The organism is Rhodococcus sp. KBW08 (assembly GCF_003852455.1).
Lineage (GTDB): Bacteria > Actinomycetota > Actinomycetes > Mycobacteriales > Mycobacteriaceae > Rhodococcus_F > Rhodococcus_F baikonurensis.
The window spans coordinates 32094-52115 of record NZ_QAJJ01000028.1 but is presented as its reverse complement, the minus strand read 5'-3'; the positions used below and the strand labels follow the sequence as shown (position 1 = coordinate 52115).

Below are 20022 nucleotides of genomic sequence, written 5' to 3'. Positions count from 1 at the left end.
ATCATTCCAGCGGGTGGCTATTGGGCGGGGCACCACGCTGTACCGATCGTCAGCGGGGAAAAGGTTCGTTGGAGGTCTGCACTGTTTTCGTAGTGATGCAGATCACTCAAAATTCGATTCGAACATTGCTTCGGTTTTGTCAAGAGCTATGCGACTGCCAAGCACAACAAGACCAATCGGTCGGTCCAATAGAGTCATTTTGTAGCCAATGTGGGTAAAAAGTATCGCTGTGCGTCATTTTGCGGCGCTTTGCTTCACTTTGCCGTGTCTACAGGTCCATATGGACCGCGCGGGCGGGAGATTGTGCATGAGGGATCGTTACCGGCATTTCCCCAGGTGGTTAAAGCTCCACTTTGAGTTAACATGAATGTAACAATCGAGTCCGGCGGCAAACTATTTGGCAGGTTGACCTGCGGTTTATCGATTTGTGGAATGCCCACAAAATCCCACCGACGTAACTACTGGCTCGTTCGGCACGTGGTCGTGTCGGCAGCCGGGTGTAATGTTTGAAATGCCGATAGCCCCGGACCCAAATCCGGAATCGGACAGGAGCGGAGCTAGCGGCTGAACTGTAGGAGGTTCCAAGCCAATCTAGTGCCAAACCACGGACATGCGCAATCTGGCAAGTGTCCGGTCTGGTTCAGAGTTAGCGGCAGGAAGGCTCATTATGAGTCGCAAGGCAATTCACGTTGTACCGAGTGCTGACGGGTGGGCGGCACGCCGACCGAATGCGCAACGCAGCAGTGGGAATGCTTCGACGCAGGCGGAGGCCATGAAGATCGCTCGCCGTGTGCTCGGCAACGACGGTGGTGGTGAGATGCGTATTCATCGCCCTAACGGGCAGATGCGTGCTGCGGACACGATCGCACCGGGCAATGATCCTCGTAAGTCGAAGGGCTGAGCACAGTGGCAACCAACTCCGCACATGTGGTGCATGACGCCAATCAGGGTCGATGGAACGTGCTTCTGAACGGTTCATTCAAGACGTCCGATCCGGTGAAGTCCGAAGCGGTGAAGAAGGCGCGTACCGCCTTGCGAGTCGCAGGCGGCGGGGAACTCCTTATCCACAACCTGGATGGGACGATTGCCGGGAAGGACACCGTGCCACCCGGCAACGATCCGTACCCGCCCAAGGGCTGATACTGTCGAAGCTCGATGTTGAGGCACCCCGGTTCTTCGGAACTGGGGTGCTTCTGTCTATCAGAACGGATTCCACCATGTCGCAAACGCGTTCCATCCGTCGCTGAGCCATCCCCAGACGGGCGGCCACAGGAACAGGTCAGGCAAGTATCCGATCATCGTTTGTCTCCTCAGAGTGGATTCCACCAGGCAGCCAACGGACGCAGAAACGCGTACCAGAACAGGACTTCTTCGGGAAAGTCGGGCAGATTTCCGATCATGCCTGGTGTATCGCACGTCACATCAGAGGCGTTATCGTGCGCACCTATTTGTGAGTAGGTAAAGAACGTCGAGCACTCGTTTCCACGCACTGCGTGGTTCGCATGCACTGCGTGTGTCGGCTGGCTAGTGCTAGGGCTCGACTGATCGCTGAAAGAGGTCCAGGTCTTTTGACCTGGACCTCATGCGTTTCTAACTCATTCCGACTTGTGCAAAACTAGAGCAATCGAGTTGATGCAGTACCGCTGATCGGTGGGCGTCGGGTATCCCTCACCCTCGAAGACGTGACCGAGGTGGCTGTGGCACTTCTTGCAGATGACCTCGACGCGGCGCATCCCGAGTGAGCTGTCTTCCTTCAGGATCACGGCATCCGAATCCGCCGGATCGAAGAAGGACGGCCACCCGCAGTGCGATTCGAACTTCTCGGTGCTGCGGAACAGCTCGGCTCCGCACGCCCGGCAGGAGTAAACACCTTCCGTGGTGGTGTCGGTGTACTCGCCGACGAAGGGGCGTTCGGTGCCGGCTTGGCGCAGGACGGCGAACTCCTCCGGAGTCAGCTTTTCGCGCCACTCGCTCTCGGTGTACGTGACCTCAGGTGTGCTGTCGATGCCATCGTGTGAAGAACTCATGCCTCCACGCTAATGCTTTGTCGCCGTTTCGGCTTCGTCGGCAGGTGAGACGGTATCGAGCGGGGGATCGAGGAGGTACGCGGGATCGATTCCCTGATCCAAGCGGCCCTCTCGACGCGCGACCAGATACCGGTATCCGAGGACACAGAAGATCACGATCAGCAGAAGGCTCCAGCCGAGGGTGCTCTTGGTGTATTCGGCTGCTCGGCCGAAGGTCGGCCAGCGGTTCGACCACCAGTTGTCGAACGTCATGAAGCCGTAGACGGCGAGCCACGCCGGCCAGTTCCGCATGACCGAGTTCTTGAGCACCACGGACATCAGGAGCGGCAACAGCATCATCGAGTAGTACATCTGGCCGAGCGAGGGCAGTAGGAACGACGCGGTCATGATCACGCCGGTCGCGGTGGTGAGGAAGAAGAGTTCGTCGTTGCGGTAGTAGCGGTACAGAAGCCACAGAGAGACGACGACCATGGCGGCAAACACGACGCGCAACAGCAGGATCAACCATTCGGGCAGACCGAAGTACGCGCCGTTTCCGACAATCGAACTGTTGAAGTAGTCACGGGATTCGAGCAGGTACGGCACGGTGCGGCGGACGAAGTCCATCGGATCCGACGCAAGTGGCCATGCGACGACCGTGAGAATGAACGGGATGCCGAGGGCGGTGACGAACACCTTCCACTGACCGCGAACGAGTGGCAGCAGGAGCAGCGGCGCGAGAGTGGGTTTCACTGCGATGGTGAGACCGATCGCGGCGCCGGCCCACAGATCCTTCTTGCGCATCAGCAGCAGGAGGAAGGCAACTTCGCCGAGCAGGACGAGACCGTTGATGTTGGTGAACACCAACGTGTTGGTGACCGTCTCCGACATGAAAGCGCCGAGAACCAGAATCGGCGCGGCGATGGAACTGATCGTCAGGTCGAACAAGCGCAACAGCAGGTAGAGAGCCACGAGGATGGCGACGGCATTGACACCGATGAACAGCCACCGTGAGCGCTCGGGATCGAGGATCGCCAGGGGCGCCATCAACAGCGAACCCGATGGTGGGTACAGGTAATGGGGGTCTACCGAGTTGAAATCTGCGGTGTAGACGTCGCGACCGTTCCAGAACGCCAGCGCGGCGTTGTAGACCGGTCGGAAGTCATCGGTGATGGCGCCGTTGACGGCTGTGACGATGACACGATTGAGCACGGTCATCACGGCGATCGGCCACAAAACGAAGTTGACGACTTGTTGGGTTGTCCGCCCGGTACGCGGCTCGAGCTGTCGAAGGAACACTTCGGCACGGTACACCGGAGCAGGGTGTGATCGGGGGATGCACCCCTTTTCGGTCGTGGTGGACGAGCGCCCGAGTCAGGCCGGGCACACGCTTCCGTTGCTGGGCAGGGAGGCGTCGGTGAGGTATGCCCTCATCGCCTGCTGCGCACAGGTGGATTGTGCCGCGGGGTGACCCGCACCCTGCCAGTCCAGGGTTGCGAAGCGCGACCCTGCGTTGGTGACGACGCCGGTGACGGTCGAGAGTCCGGAGTTTCCGACGGCCGGGTCACCCTGACCGCTCAGCACGAGGACGGCGGGCTTCAACTGGTTGGGCAGGGGAGAGTTGGCGGTCGACGGCCAGCTGGCGCATGCGAGCAAACCGAGCGCGGCTTCTCGCCCGAATACCGGATAGTTGGTGCCCCACGTGTCCGCCAGTTCGCGGGCACGCCCGATCCCCGGCCACTGCGTGCCGTCGGTGCATCGTCCGATGAACTGGCCGTCACCGTCCACCTCGTTCTCTGCCCGGGCGGCGCGCTCTCGAATCGGCGAAGCGTTGCCGGTACCGAGCGCGGACAAAGCGTCAGACAGTGAGCGGGTCTCTTGTTCACGGTTGGTTCCGGCAGTCCACAGACTCGCCGAAATCGCGTTCGACACCGCAGCGGCGGACAGCGGCTGGAATTCATCGGCCCGCGCGCGTTCCATCAAATCCGTGACCGATTTCTTCGGATCAGGTCCGAGCGAGCACCCCAGCGCCACACATCGCTGAGCAAATGCGGTCAACGCGGCTTCCTCGCCCTGCACGCGGCTCTCTGCCTCGGTGGCAGCGTCGGTGGCCACCGGAGCGGGAGAATCGAGGATCAACCTCGCGAGGTTATCCGGGTGGGCCGCCGCATAGCTCAGCGCGATGTCCGAGCCGGACCCTGCCGACCACAGAGCGATGGTCTCGACGCCCCACCGTGCACGTAGAGCGTCGATGTCCTCGGCAGCGGAGTCCGCGCCGAACTTCAGTTCTTGAGGATCGAGGTAGTCGGTACACGCGATGGTTGCGTCGTGACCGAGTGCGGAGACCGCGTCGGCGGCATCGCCGGTGGAATCCGTGTCGTACTGGCCCAGATCGTGAAGGCCGCGCCGAATCTCCGGCGTCATGCAGTCGATTGCGGTGGACCTGTCGATTCCGCGTCGATCCAGGGCAACGACGGGGTGATCCGCAAGTACCGTCGTCAATCCGGTTGCAGCGAGCATGGCCAGAGACTCTCCCGACGAACGGTCGGTGCCGGAAGTGAACACGATCGGATACGCGTTTGCAGGTGTCGACGAGGTCCGCGCGCGGGTCAAGCCGGCAGTGAAGTTGCCGTCGATGGCACCGGTCACGTCGATGGGGGCACTGAATTCCGCGCATTCGAGGATGACGCCGGCGCTCGACGCCGCGAGAGCCTGGTCCGCTAGTGACGTGCCGGTGCAGTCCCGCCACGGTAGGTCGTCGGTCGGGACGCCAGGGTCAACCGGCGGCGCATCGGGCGACGGTCCCTCGCTCTGGGCAGGGCTGCCGTCGGTGCGGCCTTCGACCGCGACGGCGGGCCGAAGCGACGGTCCGGCGCCGCACGCACAACACGTCGCGAGGACGACGGCCATCAAAGCAACTCTGCGCATGCCGACCAGAGTGCCAGGTTCACCGACGTGGCTGCTGACGAACCCATCGAGTGAGAATCGTGCCGTCCGAATCGCCGAGGATGTGTGCGGGACGCATTGCTGTGGGCATTGCGTTGGGGGAGAGCGAGATTCGGCCGACTTTGCTCCCCACCAGTTGAGGTGAGGTGGTGACGCAGAGTTCGTCGACGGCATTGTCCTCGATCAACTGTCCGAAAAGTGACGGTCCGCCCTCGCACAGCACGCGGCGGAGCTTGCGAGCCGACAAGGCCCTGACGATGTCGTCGCTGCTGACGTTCGGCGAGTCCGTCACCTCTACCTGCGCTCCGGTAGATCTCAACGCCGAAATCGCTGCAGTGTCCGCGGCGCTACCGACAACAAGAATCGGCGGAATGTCGGTATCTCGCAGGAGACGACTTTCAGGGTCGATCGACGCGTGCGCCGAGACGACGAGGATCGGTGGGACCGGGGCGAGTCCGTCGGCGGTGCGACGCGCGCGGGCTTCGTCCGAGATCTGCACACCCCCGTAGTTCTCGGCTCGCGCTGTGCCGGCGCCGACCACGACGACGTCACAGAGTTCGCGCAAGATCCCGAATACAGACTTGTCGGCGGGTGTGCCCAGTCCATGGCTCACGCCGTCGACGGAGACGCACCCGTCGATGCTGGAAACGAAGTTCACACGCATCCAGGGTTGCGAGAGATTCTCCGGATAGGCGTACAGGCTGCGGAGCTCGTCTTCTCTGCCTGGTGTGAAGTAGGTCGCAATATCCATACGGTGCACATGAGAGATCACATCACGTAGATACCCTTGACGGATGCATGAACGTCTTGTCGATCGCAGCCCGGTGGTACCCGCCGATCAACTGGTAGCTCAAATGGTGCCTCCCGCAATGTTCGACGAGGTGAGTTTTGCGTCCTACATTCCTGATCCGAAGGAACCGAGCCAGGCAGCTGCTGTCGCCAAGGCCGAGGAATTCTCCAAGCGCGTCACCAAGATCCGCAGTGGTGGACGCCGCGGCCTGTTCGGCAAGAAGACCCAGGCAACCGGCGCCGGCCTGTACCTCGACGGCGGATTCGGTGTCGGCAAGACTCACTTGCTGGCGTCGATCTTCCATAGCGTTCCGTCGCCCAAGGCGTTCGGAACCTTCGTCGAGCTGACGCACGTCGTCGGCGCTCTCGGCTTCAACAAGGCCGTCGAAGCGCTCGCCGACCACAGCGTTCTCTGCATTGACGAATTCGAGCTCGACGATCCGGGCGACACCATGCTCGTCTCCCGCCTCCTCTCGGAGCTCTCCGCACGCGGCGTATCCATTGTCGCGACGTCGAACACGCTTCCCGGACAGCTCGGTGAGGGCCGCTTCGCCGCGCAGGACTTCCTGCGCGAGATCAAGAAGCTCGGCTCGATCTTCGAGACGATTCGCGTCGACGGTCCCGACTACCGTCACCGTGACCTTCCGCCCGCACCGGAGCCCATCTCCTCGGAGGAGTTGGTCTCTCGGGCCGACGCCATCGACGGCGCCACGCTCGACAACTTCGACGAGCTGTGCAAGCACCTCAGCACACTGCATCCGTCGCGCTACAACAAGCTGGTCGAGGGTGTGAAGGCAGTCTTCATCGACGGCGTTCACCCCGCAACGGATCAGTCCGTCGCTTTGCGCATCGTGGTTCTCGCCGACCGCTTGTACGACGCGAGCATCCCGGTCACCGTTTCCGGCGCACGCCTCGACGAGATATTCACTCCCGAGATGCTCGCAGGTGGGTACAAGAAGAAGTATCTGCGCGCGACCTCGCGTCTGCTCGCGCTTTCTCGTTTCGAGGTCGCGGCCGGCTGATCGGCAGGCCTGTCAGCTGACGGGGCGCTCCATCACGAAATCGTGGTGGAGTTGTGCGCCCACGAGAAAAGTCTTGGTGCCGACCTGCGTGAAACCGTGCTTGGCGTAGAACTTCTGTGCGCGCAGATTCTCCTGATTGACACCCAGCCAGATCCCGGCACTTCCGCCGCGTCGTGCATGGTCGACAACTGCGTCCATCAAGGATGCCGCCGCGCCGGTTCCGTGGTTTCCCGGAAGCACGTACAACTTGCTCAGTTCCGTCGTCGGGCGAAGTGTCACAGCAGCTTTGACGTCCGGATCGGCGGGCTCGTCGTCGACAAGCATCGCGTAGCCGACGATCGAGCCGTCGCGAATGACCTTGAGAACCGTTCGTGTCGGGTCCGTCAGATACTCGGAGAACTTGTCGACGGAGAGAACGTTGTCGATGAAGGCGCTGATGTCGTCGTCGGATGCGTCCGGTGGGCAGGCCAGCGGAAAAGTCACCGCAGCCACATCGGCGATTGCTTCGGAATCCCAGATCCCGGCCCGGTCAACGGTGATCGTCACGTCAGTTTCTACCTCTCGCGCACATGATTCGGTCGATCAAGTACACCACTTTCCTCGGGCACAACGCTCAAGCGGCGTTCTCGGTGACTGGCGTCGTGGCTCGTTTCGGAGCGAACGCGGGAGCAAGAACTATCAAGATCGCGCAGAACGCCAGCGGAATCAGGAACCCGATTCGAAGGTCACTGAAGGCAGCGACCGCGCCGACGATGCCGCCGCCGACCACTGTGCCGACGTAGTTGAAGAGGTTGATGCGTGCGATAACCGCATCGACCTGATCCGGGGGCGCCATTCGCCCGGCGGCGCTGAAGCAGATCGGGGCGATTACCGGTACGCCGAGGCCGACGATCAGGAAGCCGGCGATGGCAACGGCGGGAGATTGTGCGAGGACAACGATCGTCATGCCGAACACGCCGATGAGAGAGCCGATCCGCACGACGGTGGTCTCACCGAACTTGCCGACCCAGTAGTCGCCGGTCAGTCGTGCGATCAGTGCCGCGATTTGGTACGCCGCTACGGAGAGTGCAGCCGTCCCGGCGTCGGCGAGCAGTTCGTCCTTGACGTAGAGCGTCGACCAGTTTCCGACGCTGAAGTCGACCGCGTAGAACAGGGCCATCGCGACGCCGAGGAGGATGAAGGCGCGGGTGGGGACGGTGAATTTCGCGGTGCTCGTGATGTTTGCATCGGCAACCGGAGACTCGGAGCGATCGAGCAGTTGCGGACCGAAGGCCAGAAGCATCAGTCCGACAACAACTCCCGCGATCACCTGCGTCACGCGGATCGAGACGTCGAGGCCTGCGGTAGCAGAGATGAAGAGAGCGCCGACAATCGCTCCGACGCTCCAGGAAGCATGGAAGGAGGAGAGGATGAAGCGGCCCTTGGCGTGTTGGATCGAGACCGCCTGCATGTTGGCGGCCGCGTCGACCATGCCGAGTCCGATGCCGTAGATCGCCAGGAAGACGAAAAACATCGCCGCGTTTGGCGCAATTCCGGTTGCCCCGCCGAAGACTGCGATGACGGCGAGTCCGGTTCGCAGAGTCATCTTGCTCGACGTCCGTACGGCCAGCATCTCGGCGAGCACGCTGCCGAGCCCGGCGATGACGGACACGGTGACAACCGCAACCACAACCAGTGTCTCGCTCAGCTCGAACAAGTCCTTGTACTGCGGAAGCTGCGTCAGTATGGCGGCGAGCAGGAATCCTTGAAGTCCGAAGGCCACCGAAGTGGCGATCCGGGCCCTCGTCAGGGTGCGGGTGTTATCCGTCATCAAGCAGGGCCTTTGTCTCGTTCGTTCGGGTAGGCCGAACGGTACTGGATCTTGATACTGGTCGAGTGTCCAACAAACCTGCGTGTTTTGCACGGTTCTTTGATTAACTGACCGACATGACTCGGCAGCCGACACCAGAATTTCCGTCTTCTTTCGTCTGGGGAACCGCAACTGCGGCCTATCAAATCGAAGGAGCTGTGGCCGAAGACGGTCGCGGGCCGTCGATCTGGGACGAGTTCTGTGGCCGTCCCGGTGTTGTCGTCGGGGGCGACACCGGGACGGTCGCTGCCGATCACTATCACCGCTGGGAATCGGACATCGACCTGATGGAACAGCTCGGGCTCGACGCTTATCGGCTGTCCCTGTCGTGGTCGCGAATTCTGCCCACCGGATCGGGGGCAGTGAATGCGAAAGGGCTCGACTTCTACGACCGACTCGTCGATCGACTGTGTGCGGTGGGAATTACCCCCGCTGTGACGCTTTTTCACTGGGATCTGCCCCTCGCATTGCAGGAGCAGGGCGGCTGGATGAACCGCGACACCTCGTATCGACTGGGGGAGTACGCGCAGGTAGTCGGTGAGCGACTGTCCGATCGAGTCGGAATGTGGATGCCGCTCAACGAACCGGTGGTGCACACGCTCTACGGACATGCCTTGGGAGTTCACGCCCCCGGACTTGCTCTGGGGTTCGAGGCTTTCCAAGCCGCACATCACCAACTGCTCGGGCACGGCCTCGCTGTCGAAGCGCTTCGGGCAACCGGATGTACGAACATCGGAATCGCCTCGAACCATGCGCCGGTGCGGGCCGCTTCGGATTCCCCGGAAGACGTGATGGCTGCCGACATCTACGACCACGTCGTCAATTGGATGTTCGCCGACCCGGTTCTGGTCGGGAAATACCCCGCCGACGAATTCGCTCAGCTGCTCAGCGGTCCGGTCGACGAGGACTTGAAGATCATCGGGGCGCCGCTCGACTGGTACGGGATCAACTACTACGAGCCGACGATGATTGCCGCTCCGGTGGAAGGCCAGGGGACCGAAGGTGTGCTCGAAGTCGACCTGCCGCCGGGCCTGCCCTTTGCCCCCGTCGCGATTACCGGTTATCCCACAACAGATTTCGGTTGGCCGATCGTTCCTGAGGGACTAGGTGAGATATTGCGGACGTTCCAAGCACGCTTCGGTGACGCACTGCCGCCGATCTACATCACGGAAAGCGGGTGTTCGTTCCACGATGCTCCGGATGCCGCAGGAGTTGTCGAGGACGAAGCACGAATCGACTACCACGATGCGCACCTTCGCGCCCTCCGATCGGCCATCGACGACGGTGTCGATGTACGCGGCTATTTCGTGTGGTCGCTTCTCGACAATTTCGAATGGGCTGCGGGATACAAGGAGCGTTTCGGCCTGGTACACGTCGATTTCGACACCCAGAAGCGCACACCGAAGGCCTCGTTCGAGTGGTATCGCGCTCTGATCGCCGAGCACAAAGCGGCTCAGGTCTGACCTGCAGCGGAGGCGGTCTGGGTTGCTTTATGGAACCAGGCCGCCTAGCCTCGTCTCTCATGAAGCGAATTCTCGTAGTAAGCCGCCGTAGCGGGGTCTGAATCGGACCGACCCCTCGCTGCGGGTCGTCTTGCTACCAGTTGGTCCTCCACTTCATTCCAGGAAGACCACGATCATGACTTACAACTTGGCTTTCGCTTCTGATTCTTCTTCTACCGCTGCTGATCCCTTCGCGGCGCGTCACGGAAAATCCCTGCCCGCCGGCCTGCGTGCCGAATGCTCAGCGATGTCGTGGACAGAGTTCGAGTCCACGTATGCGGCTATGAGCGGCCCGATCCGTCTGGGTGCGTGGTCCTCCGAGAAGATTGCGCCGGGTCGTTGGACCTTCGAAGCGACACTCGGGCTGGGGAAGCGCATCCAGAAGGCGTCCGCCACCTCGACCGGCGCGATCTCGGCCATGACGTCCATGCTGCACGACGCGGGAATCTCGCTCGAGATCCTGTCTTTCCATCAGCACCAGATCGGCCACCGCACGGCGACGTTCATCTTCGCCGAGTGCGACGGTCGTCGGAGCTGGGCGATGGGTATTGCGGAGTCGTCGACGGAGTCCTCGCTGCGCGCGATGACTTCGGCAGCGAACCGCTTCTCTCACTGAGCAGTGACAACGATCTGATCAGCGACATCAACCGCGGTACTGACGCGGAGCGCCCGAGGGGCCCTGCGTCAGTACTGCGGCCCAGTATGTTTGGCGCTCGAACGCAAAAAGCCGGAACCCTGAGGTTCCGGCTTCTTGCATTCTCAAATGGTGCGCGATACTGGGATTGAACCAGTGACCTCTTCCGTGTCAGGGAAGCGCTCTCCCGCTGAGCTAATCGCGCGGGTTCAGGAGAAAAATGGAGCGGACGACGGGATTCGAACCCGCGACCCCAACCTTGGCAAGGTTGTGCGCTACCAGCTGCGCCACGTCCGCATGAGCAATGAACTCCGTTACCGGAACTCAGTACTTTTCCAACTTATCAGACCTGCAAGCAGGTCTTGACCATCAGGCCCGAGGGCCTGACGTGGTGCGCGATACTGGGATTGAACCAGTGACCTCTTCCGTGTCAGGGAAGCGCTCTCCCGCTGAGCTAATCGCGCGAGGTGGAGACGGGAATCGAACCCGTGTGCACGGCTTTGCAGGCCGTTGCCTCACCACTCGGCCACTCCACCGTAAAAGGTTGAGTCACACCTCTCGAGCGGACGACGGGATTCGAACCCGCGACCCCAACCTTGGCAAGGTTGTGCGCTACCAGCTGCGCCACGTCCGCATCGCACCGTGTTGCTTGGGGAGCTGCTCGCTCTCCTCGGTGCGTTGGAAACATTAGCCGACCGTGTCGGATACACACAAATCACCAGCTCAGTGGCGTGTTCGACGTCGAATCGACCCGTCGCGGGCGTTGCAACAGTCCGACTTGGCGATGAATACGGCCTGAAATCGGCTCGAATTCGTGGATTTCGGGGTCGCCTCGGGCAAAACGAATGCCAACCTGGTGATTCGTATTCGCCGCGCAGCCGTGTTAATGTTCCAACTCGTTCGAGCGCATGCGTTCGGATGACTTACGGTCCCGTGGCTCAGTGGGAGAGCGTCCGCTTCACACGCGGAAGGTCGCTGGTTCGATCCCAGCCGGGACCACAGAAAAGCACTGAAGGCGTTCCCGATCATCGGGGACGCCTTCAGTCGTTTGAGAGCACAGCTGTTCGAGGGCGCGGTTGTTTCGGCATGCAGACCGTCGTCGCAGGTCGCCGGGCGACGATTTCGGTAGCCTGGTCGAAGAGACATTTCGCGACCGAAAAGGTGACTGACTTGAGTACCGAAAAGGTCGATTCTTCCGTCGACGATTCAGACCTGTCCGTCTTTCAAGAGGCAGAGTCCCGCTGGGAGCGGTGGCGTGCTGGAATCGCCGCGCGGCCCACACTCAATCTTGCGTACCGCATCGGCGTCGGAGTCGTGGGCGCGATCGTGTTCGCCGCAGGCATCGTGGCTATTCCGTACCCGGGGCCCGGTTGGCTCATCGTCTTCGCCGGCCTCGGCATCCTGGCGTCGGAGTTCGCGTGGGCACATCGACTCCTTCATTTCGCGAAGGCTCGATACGACCGGTTCATGGAATGGTTCGGCAAGCAGTCGCTGTTCGTCAAAGGATTGGGCGTTCTGTTCACCACAGTGATCGTCCTGGCGACTTTGTGGGTGCTCGGCACCTTCGGCCTGATCGGGACATGGGTGGGCCTGGACTACTCGTGGCTCGAATCGCCACTGTGAGCTGAACGAGGCCGGTTTCCTTCACTCGGTTGTCTCGACATGTCGGTAGGGCCGATAACATGATCGTGCGCGTGCTCGCAGTGGGTACGACGCCTGTCTTACTTGTCGCAATACCTTAGGAGCACATCGCCGTGACCAGTCCCGCGCCAGAGCACTCAGCCGCCCCACTCCGGGTGCCCGCGGGGACGACCGCCGGGACTGCAGTGCGTGAAGCCGGATACCCCACGAAGGGGCCCGACGTGATCGTCGTTGTCCGGGATGGCGAGGGAACGCTCAAGGATCTGTCGTGGACACCTGAGGCCGATGTCGACGTCGAGCCGGTGGCGGCTTCCACCGAAGACGGACGCAGCGTCATCCGGCACTCCGCGGCCCATGTCCTCGCGCAGGCGGTCCAGAAAGAATTCCCCGACGCGAAGCTCGGGATCGGTCCGCCGATCAAGGACGGCTTCTACTACGACTTCGCGGTGGATCGTCCGTTCACTCCGGAGGATCTGGCCAAGCTCGAAAAGCGTATGAAGCAGATCATCAAGGGATCGCAGCGTTTCTCGCGTCGAGTGGTCGATTCGATCGAGGACGCTCGGGTCGAGTTGGCCGACGAACCTTTCAAGCTCGAACTCATCGACGACAAGTCCGGTATCGACGATCCCGAGATCATGGAGGTGGGTGGCAACGAGCTGACCATCTACGACAATCTCGATCCTCGTACCGGCGACAAGATCTGGTCCGATCTGTGCCGCGGCCCGCATATCCCGACCACCAAGCACATCCCGGCCTTCAAGTTGACCCGAAGCTCCGCCGCCTACTGGCGTGGCAACCAGGACAACGCCGATCTGCAGCGTGTCTACGGCACCGCGTGGGAGTCCACCGAGGCTCAGGACGAGTACCTCGAACTGCTTGCCGAGGCAGAGCGTCGTGATCACCGCAAGCTCGGTACGGAACTGGACCTCTTCAGCTTCCCCGACGAGCTCGGTTCGGGTCTGCCGGTGTTCCATCCCAAGGGCGGCATCATCCGCACGGAGATGGAGAACTACTCGCGCAGCCGCCACATCGAGGCGGGTTACGAGTTCGTCAACACTCCGCACATCACCAAGGGGCATCTGTACGAGGTCTCCGGTCACCTCGACTGGTACCGCGACGGCATGTTCCCGGCGATGCACGTCGACGAGGAGCTCAACGAGGACGGCACCGTGCGCAAGCCGGGCCAGGACTACTACCTCAAGCCGATGAACTGCCCGATGCACAACCTGATCTTCCGTGCTCGCGGACGTTCGTACCGTGAATTGCCGTTGCGGCTCTTCGAGTTCGGCTCGGTCTACCGCTACGAGAAGTCCGGCGTCATCCACGGACTGACCCGTGTGCGTGGCATGACTCAGGACGACGCTCACATCTACTGCACCCGTGAGCAGATGCGCGACGAGCTGACCACCACGCTGCAGTTCGTGCTGAACCTGCTCAAGGACTACGGCCTCGACGACTTCTACCTCGAGCTGTCCACCAAGAACCCGGACAAGTTCGTCGGTAGCGACGACGTCTGGGAAGAGGCGACCGCAACGCTCGCCGAGGTCGGCGAAGCTTCGGGCCTGACACTGGTTCCGGATCCGGGCGGAGCCGCGTTCTACGGTCCCAAGATCTCCGTTCAGGTCAAGGACGCCCTCGGCCGCACCTGGCAGATGTCGACCATCCAGCTCGACTTCAACCTGCCGGAACGGTTCGCACTCGAGTACACCGGCAGCGACGGCGTCAAGACTCGTCCGGTCATGATCCACCGCGCGCTGTTCGGCTCGATCGAACGGTTCTTCGGTGTGCTGACCGAGCACTACGCCGGAGCCTTCCCAGCGTGGCTGGCACCGGTGCAGGTCGTCGGAATTCCGGTGGCCGAGGCGTTCGCCGATCACCTGTTCGACGTCACGAAGAAGCTCAAGGCAGCCGGTGTGCGTGCCGAAGTCGACTTCAGCGACGACCGTATGCAGAAGAAGATCCGTAACCACACCACGCAGAAGGTTCCCTTCATGCTCCTCGCGGGCGAGCGTGACGTGGAGGCCGGCGCGGTCAGCTTCCGTTTCCGCGACGGCACGCAGATCAACGGAATTCCCGTCGACGACGCCGTCCGGATCATCACCGAGTGGATCGGCCGCCGCGAGAACGCCTCGCCGACAGCCGAACTGGTGCAGCCAAGTGTGGCGCAGTGAGCGCCCCCGGTGACGAGGGTCCAGGTTCGCTGATCGACCACGGTGTCGGCGATCCTGACCATCTGCAGCGCATCTGGTCGCCGCATCGGATGTCGTACATCACCGAGGCGCCCAACACCCCGGGTACGACGGGTGAACCGTTCATCGACATTCCGAAGATGTCGGACGAAGAAGGGCTCATCGTTGCCCGCGGTGAGCATGTTTATGCGGTTCTGAACCTGTACCCGTACAACCCGGGGCACCTGATGGTGGTTCCGTACCGCAAGGTCGCGGCGCTCGAAGACCTGACGCCGGAGGAGAGCGCCGAGTTGATGGCGTTCACCCAGCAGGCGTTGCGGGTGATCAAGAGCGTGTCGAATCCTCACGGATTCAACGTGGGCCTGAATCTCGGTGCGGCTGCGGGCGGTTCGCTGTCCGAGCACCTTCACCAACACGTAGTGCCACGTTGGGGCGGCGACGCCAACTTCATCACCGTGCTCGGTGGGGTCAAGGTGATGCCGCAATTGCTGCGGGAGACCAGGGGACTACTCGCCGGTGCCTGGCAACAATAGGTTGGCGCATCCGGCTTCATGGCAGGATGCATTGCTGCAACGAGTTCCGAACCGGAACTCACGACGGGGAGGGTTCCTGCGGTGTTGAGCTTCTTCGGGCGCGCATCGGTGTCCAAGGTGACGGCACCTATGGGGAAGGCGCTGGTCAAGACCGGTCTGACGCCGGACTCGGTGACAGTGATCGGCACGGTGGCAAGCGTCGCCGGTGCGGTGACGCTGTTTCCGTCCGGACATCTGTTCTGGGGAACCATGTTCATCTGGTTCTTCGTCATGTTCGACATGCTCGACGGCGCAATGGCTCGCGCTCGCGGCGGCGGAACGCGGTACGGGGCGGTACTGGACGCGACCTGCGACCGCGTGGCCGACGGCGCGATTTTTGCCGGCCTCGCCTGGTGGGCGGTCTACCACGAGAACAGCAAGTGGTTGCTCGTCGCGACGCTCATCTGCCTCGTCACCTCGCAGGTCATCTCGTACGCGAAGGCGCGCGCGGAGGCGAGCGGGCTGACTGCGGACGGCGGGTGGATCGAGCGCCCGGACCGACTGATCATCGTGCTGGTCGGATCTGGCCTGACGGGTATGGGTCTACCGTGGGCGATCCACATCGCGATGTGGGTACTTGCCGCCGGAAGCATCGTGACGGTCTTCCAGCGAGTGCTCGCGGTGCGCAATTCCCCTGGCGCCCGGGAACTTCTGCCGATCGCCCCGGCCGCATCAACGGTCGAAGGCGCGCCGAACACCCATGGCGAGCCTAAAACGGACGGCGAGGCAGAGAAATGAGCTTTGCCGAGCGTGCAACCGATCTGGGATACGCCGCGGGTTGGCGTCTGGTGCGAAGCCTGCCGGAATCGGTGGCGGTCAAGCTGTTCGACGCCGGAGCGGATTTCGCGGTACGCAAGGGCGGTCCCGAACAACTCAGGAAGAACCTCGCGAGAGTTCTGGGCACGACACCGGAGCAAGTTCCGGATCAGTTGATCAAGGATTCGATGCGCTCGTACGCCCGGTACTGGCGTGAGGCGTTCCGACTTCCGTCGATGGACCTGGTCGCCACCGGTAAAGCGCTGCATGCACTGGTCGAAGGCCAGGAACATCTGGAAAAAGCGATGGCGGCAGGTCATGGCGCAGTGCTGGCGTTGCCGCACAGTGGCAACTGGGACATGGCCGGGGTGTGGTGTGTTCAGCAATGGGGTGGGTTGACCTCCGTTGCCGAGCGGCTCAAGCCCGAATCCCTCTACGAACGGTTCGTCGACTATCGCGAGAGTCTCGGCTTCGAGATCTTCCCGCTCAGCGGCGGGGAGCATCCTCCGTTCGTCGAACTCTCCAAGCACCTGCGAGAGAACAAGATCGTGTGCCTGTTGGGGGAGCGCGATCTGGCGAAGAAGGGTGTACCGGTCACGTTCTTCGGAGAACCGACTCGCATGCCCGCCGGCCCGGCGAAGCTCGCGATCGACACCGGCGCGCCGCTGCTACCGGTTCACTGCTGGTTCACTCCCGACGGATGGGGTTTCAAGATCGACCCACCGATCGACGTTTCCGGCGGCGTCGGCCCGGCCACACAGGCACTCGCCGACCGTTTCGCGGTCAACATCGCAGCGCACCCCGCTGACTGGCACATGCTTCAACCTCTGTGGCGCTCGGACCTCTCCGAATCGCGGCTCGCCCGCATGGAGGGTGAATGAAAATCGGCATGATCTGCCCGTACTCCTTCGACGTCCCCGGCGGCGTGCAGGCGCACGTGGTGGATCTGGCCGAGGTGCTGATCGAACGCGGCCACAAAGTGAGTGTGCTGGCGCCGTCGTCCGACGACGACGAGTTGCCGGATTTTGTGGTTTCCGCCGGTAAAGCCGTCGCGATTCCCTACAACGGTTCTGTTGCGCGGTTGTCCTTCGGCCCGACGGCGAACGCCCGCCTCCGCAAGTTCATCGCGGAAGGTGACTTCGACGTTCTGCATATCCACGAACCCAATGCGCCGAGTCTGTCCATGCTCGCGTTGCGTATCGCGGAAGGCCCGATCGTCGCCACCTTCCACACGTCGACCACGAAGTCCTTGGTGCTGAGCACTTTTCAGGGTGTCTTGGCTCCGTATCTCGAGAAGATCAGCGGCCGGATCGCAGTCTCGGAGTTGGCGCGTCGTTGGCAGGTCGAGTCCCTCGGATCCGACGCGGTCGAAATTCCCAACGGCGTCGACGTCTCAGCGTTTGCCGAGGCCGACATGTTGCCCGGTTACCCGCGCGAAGGTGGAACCATTCTGTTCCTCGGTCGCTACGACGAACCGCGGAAGGGGATGGCTGTCCTCCTCGGTGCGCTGCCGGAGTTGGTCGAGCGTCATCCGGATCTCGAAGTGATCGTCGTCGGACGCGGCGACGAGGAAAAACTCCGCAAAGAGGCGGGCAAATACTTCAAGCATCTCCGCCTGCTCGGGCAGGTCAGCGATGAGGAGAAAGCGTCGGCGCTTCGCAGTGCGGACGTCTACTGCGCGCCCAATCTCGGCGGTGAGAGCTTCGGGATCGTGCTGGTCGAGGCCATGGCGGCGGGCACTGCCGTCGTGGCGAGTGAGTTGGACGCTTTCCGCCGTGTTCTTCGCGACGGTCAGGCAGGCTTGCTGGTCCCCATCGGGAACTCCGATGCCTTGGCCGAGGCAATCGATTCCGTTCTCGGTGACCCGGATCGACGACGCGCGCTCGTCAACACCGCGACAAGTGTTGTTGCCGAATACGACTGGCCGGTGGTGGCCGAACAGATCCTGCGTGTCTACGAGACCGTCACGGTTGGCGGCACCGGCGTACGCGTGGTGGGTTCATGACCTTCTCCGCTCTGACGATCTTCATTCTCGGGCTCGTCGCTGCCGTCGTCCTGGTCGTCGGACTGTGGGCGTACGGGACGGCGAACCGACTCGATCGACTGCATGTGCGTTCGGATCAGTCGTGGCTGGCGCTCGATGCGGCACTGTCTCGTCGTGCCGCGGTTGTCCGCGCTGCGGCGGTGGACATGAGCGCCGACGACGCTCGCAGATTCGTCACCTTGGCGGACGCTGCCGAACGAGCGGATCGTCAGGATCGCGAACTGGCCGAAAACAGGCTCTCCAACGCTCTTGCCGCCTATGGCACGACGTCGCTGCGACCTCAACTGGTGGCCGAGTTGGCCGATGCAGAGGCGAGGGTGCTGATCGCTCGGCGGTTCCACAACGACGCGGTGCGAGACACTCTCGCGTTGCGTACGCGTCGACTTGTTCGCTGGCTCCACCTCGGGGGAACGGCACCGCTGCCTCAGTACTTCGAGATATCGGAGCGCACGACCGCGGCGGCGGTGCCCGAGGGCATCACCGTCGACACGTCGCGGACCTCCGCCCGGGTGGTGATGCTGGACGAGGAGGATCGGGTGCTGCTGTTGCGCGGCCACGATCCCAAGATCCCGAACACTTACTTCTGGTTCACCGTCGGTGGCGGGCTCGAACGCGGCGAACATCTGCGAGCGGCCGCGGTTCGTGAGATCGAGGAGGAAACGGGGTTCAAGGTAGCGCCGGAGAACCTGCGAGGTCCGCTCTGGCGTCGCGTGGCGATCTTCCCGTTCGACGGTGAGCTGATCCGTTCGGAAGAGCTGTTCTTCGCCACACGCACTCATGGCTTCGAGCCGGTGTTCCAAGGCCACACGGAATTGGAGCAGCGCGCGATCACCGGCCATCGCTGGTGCAGCGCCGACGAGATCCGCCGACTGGCCAAGTCCGGTGAGCCCGTCTACCCGTTGGATCTGGCAAACCTCCTTGTGGAGGCGGCGACGATCGCGGACGGTTCCGAGGATCCGGAAGTGCGTTCCATCCGTTGAACCGGTCGGCCGTTCAGCGGTCGCGGCCGTTTAAGGCCAGCAATGCCAAATTGGATACGGAATCGAAGGCCGGTTAGTCCTAGAGTTCTGGCCAGAGGCCTCCGAGCGAACGAACTCGTGTGTTCGCCGTGCCTCGTTTCTTTTGTCACGCCACTACTGCAGGAGTTTGCTGTGAGCACCCCCGACTCTGCCCCCACCACCGCCGTCGGCACCGCACGCGTCAAGCGCGGCATGGCTGAAATGCTCAAGGGCGGTGTGATCATGGATGTGGTCACCGCTGAGCAGGCCAAGATCGCCGAAGACGCAGGCGCCGTCGCCGTCATGGCACTCGAGCGGGTCCCCGCGGACATTCGCGCGCAGGGCGGCGTCTCGCGCATGAGCGACCCGGACATGATCGACAGCATCATCTCCACCGTCAGCATCCCCGTCATGGCGAAGGCACGCATCGGTCACTTCGTCGAAGCGCAGATCCTGCAGAGCCTCGGCGTGGACTACATCGACGAGTCCGAGGTCCTGACCCCGGCCGACTACGCCAACCATATCGACAAGTGGAAGTTCACCGCTCCCTTCGTCTGTGGCGCCACCAACCTCGGCGAAGCACTGCGTCGCATCAACGAAGGCGCGGCCATGATCCGCTCGAAGGGTGAAGCCGGCACCGGCGACGTCTCCAACGCCACCACCCATATGCGCACTATCCGCGGCGAGATCCGCCGGTTGACCTCGCTCAGCGAGGACGAACTGTACGTGGCCGCCAAGGAACTGCAGGCCCCGTACGAACTGGTCGTCGAGGTCGCCAAGGCCGGCAAGCTGCCTGTCACCATGTTCACCGCCGGCGGCATCGCCACCCCGGCAGATGCTGCGATGATGATGCAGCTCGGCGCCGAAGGCGTGTTCGTCGGATCGGGCATCTTCAAGTCCGGCAACCCGAAGCAGCGCGCCGAGGCCATCGTCAAGGCCACCACGTTCTACGACGACCCGGACGTGCTCGCCAAGGTCTCACGCGGACTCGGTGAGGCAATGGTCGGCATCAACGTCGACGACCTGCCCGTCGGGCATCGCCTCGCAGAGCGCGGCTGGTGACACCAGGCTCGA

General features: G+C 62.4%; 19 protein-coding genes and 6 tRNA genes. 14 read left to right on the top strand and 11 right to left on the bottom strand.

Annotated features, from left to right (window positions below; genetic code table 11):
• The first annotated feature begins 667 nt into the window (after positions 1-667).
• Positions 668-901 carry a DUF2188 domain-containing protein gene (locus DBV08_RS29195; protein ID WP_124569710.1) on the top strand — a complete coding sequence of 78 codons (234 nt, stop codon included), beginning with the start codon at positions 668-670 and terminating at the stop codon, positions 899-901.
• A 5-nt stretch (positions 902-906) separates the two neighbouring features.
• Complete coding sequence (locus DBV08_RS29190; RefSeq protein WP_221621626.1) at positions 907-1140, top strand: DUF2188 domain-containing protein; 234 nt, start codon at positions 907-909, stop codon at positions 1138-1140.
• A gap of 455 nt (positions 1141-1595) precedes the next feature.
• On the opposite strand, the gene msrB is transcribed toward DBV08_RS29190, so the two are convergent.
• Genes msrB through DBV08_RS29170 form a run of 4 tightly spaced genes read right to left on the bottom strand, consistent with a single transcriptional unit; the run spans position 1596 to position 5703 of the window.
• Positions 1596-2027: a peptide-methionine (R)-S-oxide reductase MsrB gene (gene msrB / locus DBV08_RS29185; protein ID WP_021332936.1), complete on the bottom strand. Its 432-nt coding sequence runs from the start codon at positions 2025-2027 to the stop codon at positions 1596-1598.
• Between the two features lie 9 nt (positions 2028-2036).
• Positions 2037-3320, bottom strand: a complete 1284-nt coding sequence (locus DBV08_RS29180) for a glycosyltransferase family 87 protein (RefSeq protein WP_124569708.1) — start codon at positions 3318-3320, stop codon at positions 2037-2039.
• A 60-nt stretch (positions 3321-3380) separates the two neighbouring features.
• Positions 3381-4934, bottom strand: a complete 1554-nt coding sequence (locus DBV08_RS29175; RefSeq protein ID WP_124569707.1) for an alpha/beta fold hydrolase — start codon at positions 4932-4934, stop codon at positions 3381-3383.
• A gap of 19 nt (positions 4935-4953) precedes the next feature.
• Positions 4954-5703 carry a pyrimidine reductase family protein gene (locus tag DBV08_RS29170; RefSeq protein ID WP_124569706.1) on the bottom strand — a complete coding sequence of 250 codons (750 nt, stop codon included), beginning with the start codon at positions 5701-5703 and terminating at the stop codon, positions 4954-4956.
• A gap of 43 nt (positions 5704-5746) precedes the next feature.
• On the opposite strand from DBV08_RS29170, the gene zapE reads away from it, so the two are divergent.
• Positions 5747-6763 carry a cell division protein ZapE gene (gene zapE, locus DBV08_RS29165; RefSeq protein ID WP_003942629.1) on the top strand — a complete coding sequence of 339 codons (1017 nt, stop codon included), beginning with the start codon at positions 5747-5749 and terminating at the stop codon, positions 6761-6763.
• Positions 6764-6775: 12 nt separating this feature from the next.
• Here the strand turns inward: zapE and DBV08_RS29160 are convergent, their stop codons facing one another.
• Both DBV08_RS29160 and DBV08_RS29155 read right to left on the bottom strand, forming a co-directional pair.
• Positions 6776-7309: an N-acetyltransferase gene (locus DBV08_RS29160; protein ID WP_095970505.1), complete on the bottom strand. Its 534-nt coding sequence runs from the start codon at positions 7307-7309 to the stop codon at positions 6776-6778.
• A 67-nt stretch (positions 7310-7376) separates the two neighbouring features.
• On the bottom strand, positions 7377-8573 hold the full coding sequence (locus DBV08_RS29155) for an MFS transporter (RefSeq protein WP_124569705.1): 1197 nt from the start codon (positions 8571-8573) through the stop codon (positions 7377-7379).
• A gap of 116 nt (positions 8574-8689) precedes the next feature.
• Between DBV08_RS29155 and DBV08_RS29150 the strand changes: the two genes are divergently transcribed.
• Both DBV08_RS29150 and DBV08_RS29145 read left to right on the top strand, forming a co-directional pair.
• Entirely contained in the window at positions 8690-10075 is a 1386-nt protein-coding gene (locus tag DBV08_RS29150; protein ID WP_124569704.1) for a GH1 family beta-glucosidase, read from the top strand.
• A 175-nt stretch (positions 10076-10250) separates the two neighbouring features.
• Positions 10251-10730: an alpha-isopropylmalate synthase regulatory domain-containing protein gene (locus tag DBV08_RS29145; protein WP_124569703.1), complete on the top strand. Its 480-nt coding sequence runs from the start codon at positions 10251-10253 to the stop codon at positions 10728-10730.
• Positions 10731-10878: 148 nt separating this feature from the next.
• Here the strand turns inward: DBV08_RS29145 and DBV08_RS29140 are convergent.
• The 5 genes from DBV08_RS29140 to DBV08_RS29120 all read right to left on the bottom strand — a co-directional run bounded on the left by DBV08_RS29140 (position 10879) and on the right by DBV08_RS29120 (position 11382).
• Positions 10879-10953, bottom strand: a tRNA-Val gene (locus tag DBV08_RS29140).
• Between the two features lie 16 nt (positions 10954-10969).
• Positions 10970-11045, bottom strand: a tRNA-Gly gene (locus DBV08_RS29135).
• A 92-nt stretch (positions 11046-11137) separates the two neighbouring features.
• A tRNA-Val gene (locus DBV08_RS29130) sits at positions 11138-11212 on the bottom strand.
• A 1-nt stretch (position 11213) separates the two neighbouring features.
• Positions 11214-11284: transfer RNA gene (locus DBV08_RS29125), tRNA-Cys, on the bottom strand.
• 25 nt (positions 11285-11309) lie between these two features.
• A tRNA-Gly gene (locus tag DBV08_RS29120) sits at positions 11310-11382 on the bottom strand.
• 293 nt (positions 11383-11675) lie between these two features.
• Between DBV08_RS29120 and DBV08_RS29115 the strand changes: the two genes are divergently transcribed.
• The 9 genes from DBV08_RS29115 (at position 11676) to pdxS (ending at position 20010) form a co-directional block, all read left to right on the top strand.
• Positions 11676-11747, top strand: a tRNA-Val gene (locus tag DBV08_RS29115).
• Positions 11748-11918: 171 nt separating this feature from the next.
• Positions 11919-12371, top strand: coding sequence for a TIGR02611 family protein (locus DBV08_RS29110; RefSeq protein WP_185564970.1), 453 nt, complete (start codon positions 11919-11921; stop codon positions 12369-12371).
• Positions 12372-12502: 131 nt separating this feature from the next.
• The gene (gene thrS / locus DBV08_RS29105) at positions 12503-14560 is read left to right on the top strand and encodes a threonine--tRNA ligase (RefSeq protein ID WP_124569701.1); all 2058 of its coding nucleotides are present in this window, start codon (positions 12503-12505) and stop codon (positions 14558-14560) included.
• Positions 14557-15111 (top strand): HIT domain-containing protein, encoded by a 555-nt coding sequence (locus DBV08_RS29100; RefSeq protein WP_095970499.1) that lies wholly within the window; start codon positions 14557-14559, stop codon positions 15109-15111. Before thrS ends, DBV08_RS29100 begins: the two co-directional genes overlap by 4 nt.
• An 81-nt stretch (positions 15112-15192) precedes the next feature.
• The gene (gene pgsA / locus DBV08_RS29095; RefSeq protein ID WP_095970732.1) at positions 15193-15888 is read left to right on the top strand and encodes a phosphatidylinositol phosphate synthase; all 696 of its coding nucleotides are present in this window, start codon (positions 15193-15195) and stop codon (positions 15886-15888) included.
• Positions 15885-16787, top strand: coding sequence for a phosphatidylinositol mannoside acyltransferase (locus tag DBV08_RS29090; protein WP_030536867.1), 903 nt, complete (start codon positions 15885-15887; stop codon positions 16785-16787). Before pgsA ends, DBV08_RS29090 begins: the two co-directional genes overlap by 4 nt.
• Positions 16784-17911 carry a glycosyltransferase family 4 protein gene (locus tag DBV08_RS29085; protein WP_095970498.1) on the top strand — a complete coding sequence of 376 codons (1128 nt, stop codon included), beginning with the start codon at positions 16784-16786 and terminating at the stop codon, positions 17909-17911. The genes DBV08_RS29090 and DBV08_RS29085 overlap by 4 nt, the downstream gene beginning before the upstream one ends.
• Complete coding sequence (locus DBV08_RS29080; protein ID WP_042951805.1) at positions 17908-18930, top strand: NUDIX domain-containing protein; 1023 nt, start codon at positions 17908-17910, stop codon at positions 18928-18930. The genes DBV08_RS29085 and DBV08_RS29080 overlap by 4 nt, the downstream gene beginning before the upstream one ends.
• A gap of 171 nt (positions 18931-19101) precedes the next feature.
• Entirely contained in the window at positions 19102-20010 is a 909-nt protein-coding gene (gene pdxS, locus DBV08_RS29075) for a pyridoxal 5'-phosphate synthase lyase subunit PdxS (RefSeq protein WP_124569700.1), read from the top strand.
• Positions 20011-20022 lie beyond the last annotated feature (12 nt).

Bases quoted from the DNA above. Each gene is read 5' to 3' on its own strand.
- DBV08_RS29195 (WP_124569710.1), top strand. From the start codon at position 668: ATGAGTCGCAAGGCAATTCACGTTGTACCGAGTGCTGACGGGTGGGCG.
- msrB (WP_021332936.1), bottom strand. From the start codon at position 2,027: ATGAGTTCTTCACACGATGGCATCGACAGCACACCTGAGGTCACGTAC.
- DBV08_RS29175 (WP_124569707.1), bottom strand. From the start codon at position 4,934: ATGCGCAGAGTTGCTTTGATGGCCGTCGTCCTCGCGACGTGTTGTGCG.
- DBV08_RS29170 (WP_124569706.1), bottom strand. From the start codon at position 5,703: ATGGATATTGCGACCTACTTCACACCAGGCAGAGAAGACGAGCTCCGC.
- zapE (WP_003942629.1), top strand. From the start codon at position 5,747: ATGCATGAACGTCTTGTCGATCGCAGCCCGGTGGTACCCGCCGATCAA.
- DBV08_RS29155 (WP_124569705.1), bottom strand. From the start codon at position 8,573: ATGACGGATAACACCCGCACCCTGACGAGGGCCCGGATCGCCACTTCG.
- DBV08_RS29150 (WP_124569704.1), top strand. From the start codon at position 8,690: ATGACTCGGCAGCCGACACCAGAATTTCCGTCTTCTTTCGTCTGGGGA.
- DBV08_RS29145 (WP_124569703.1), top strand. From the start codon at position 10,251: ATGACTTACAACTTGGCTTTCGCTTCTGATTCTTCTTCTACCGCTGCT.
- DBV08_RS29090 (WP_030536867.1), top strand. From the start codon at position 15,885: ATGAGCTTTGCCGAGCGTGCAACCGATCTGGGATACGCCGCGGGTTGG.
- DBV08_RS29085 (WP_095970498.1), top strand. From the start codon at position 16,784: ATGAAAATCGGCATGATCTGCCCGTACTCCTTCGACGTCCCCGGCGGC.
- DBV08_RS29080 (WP_042951805.1), top strand. From the start codon at position 17,908: ATGACCTTCTCCGCTCTGACGATCTTCATTCTCGGGCTCGTCGCTGCC.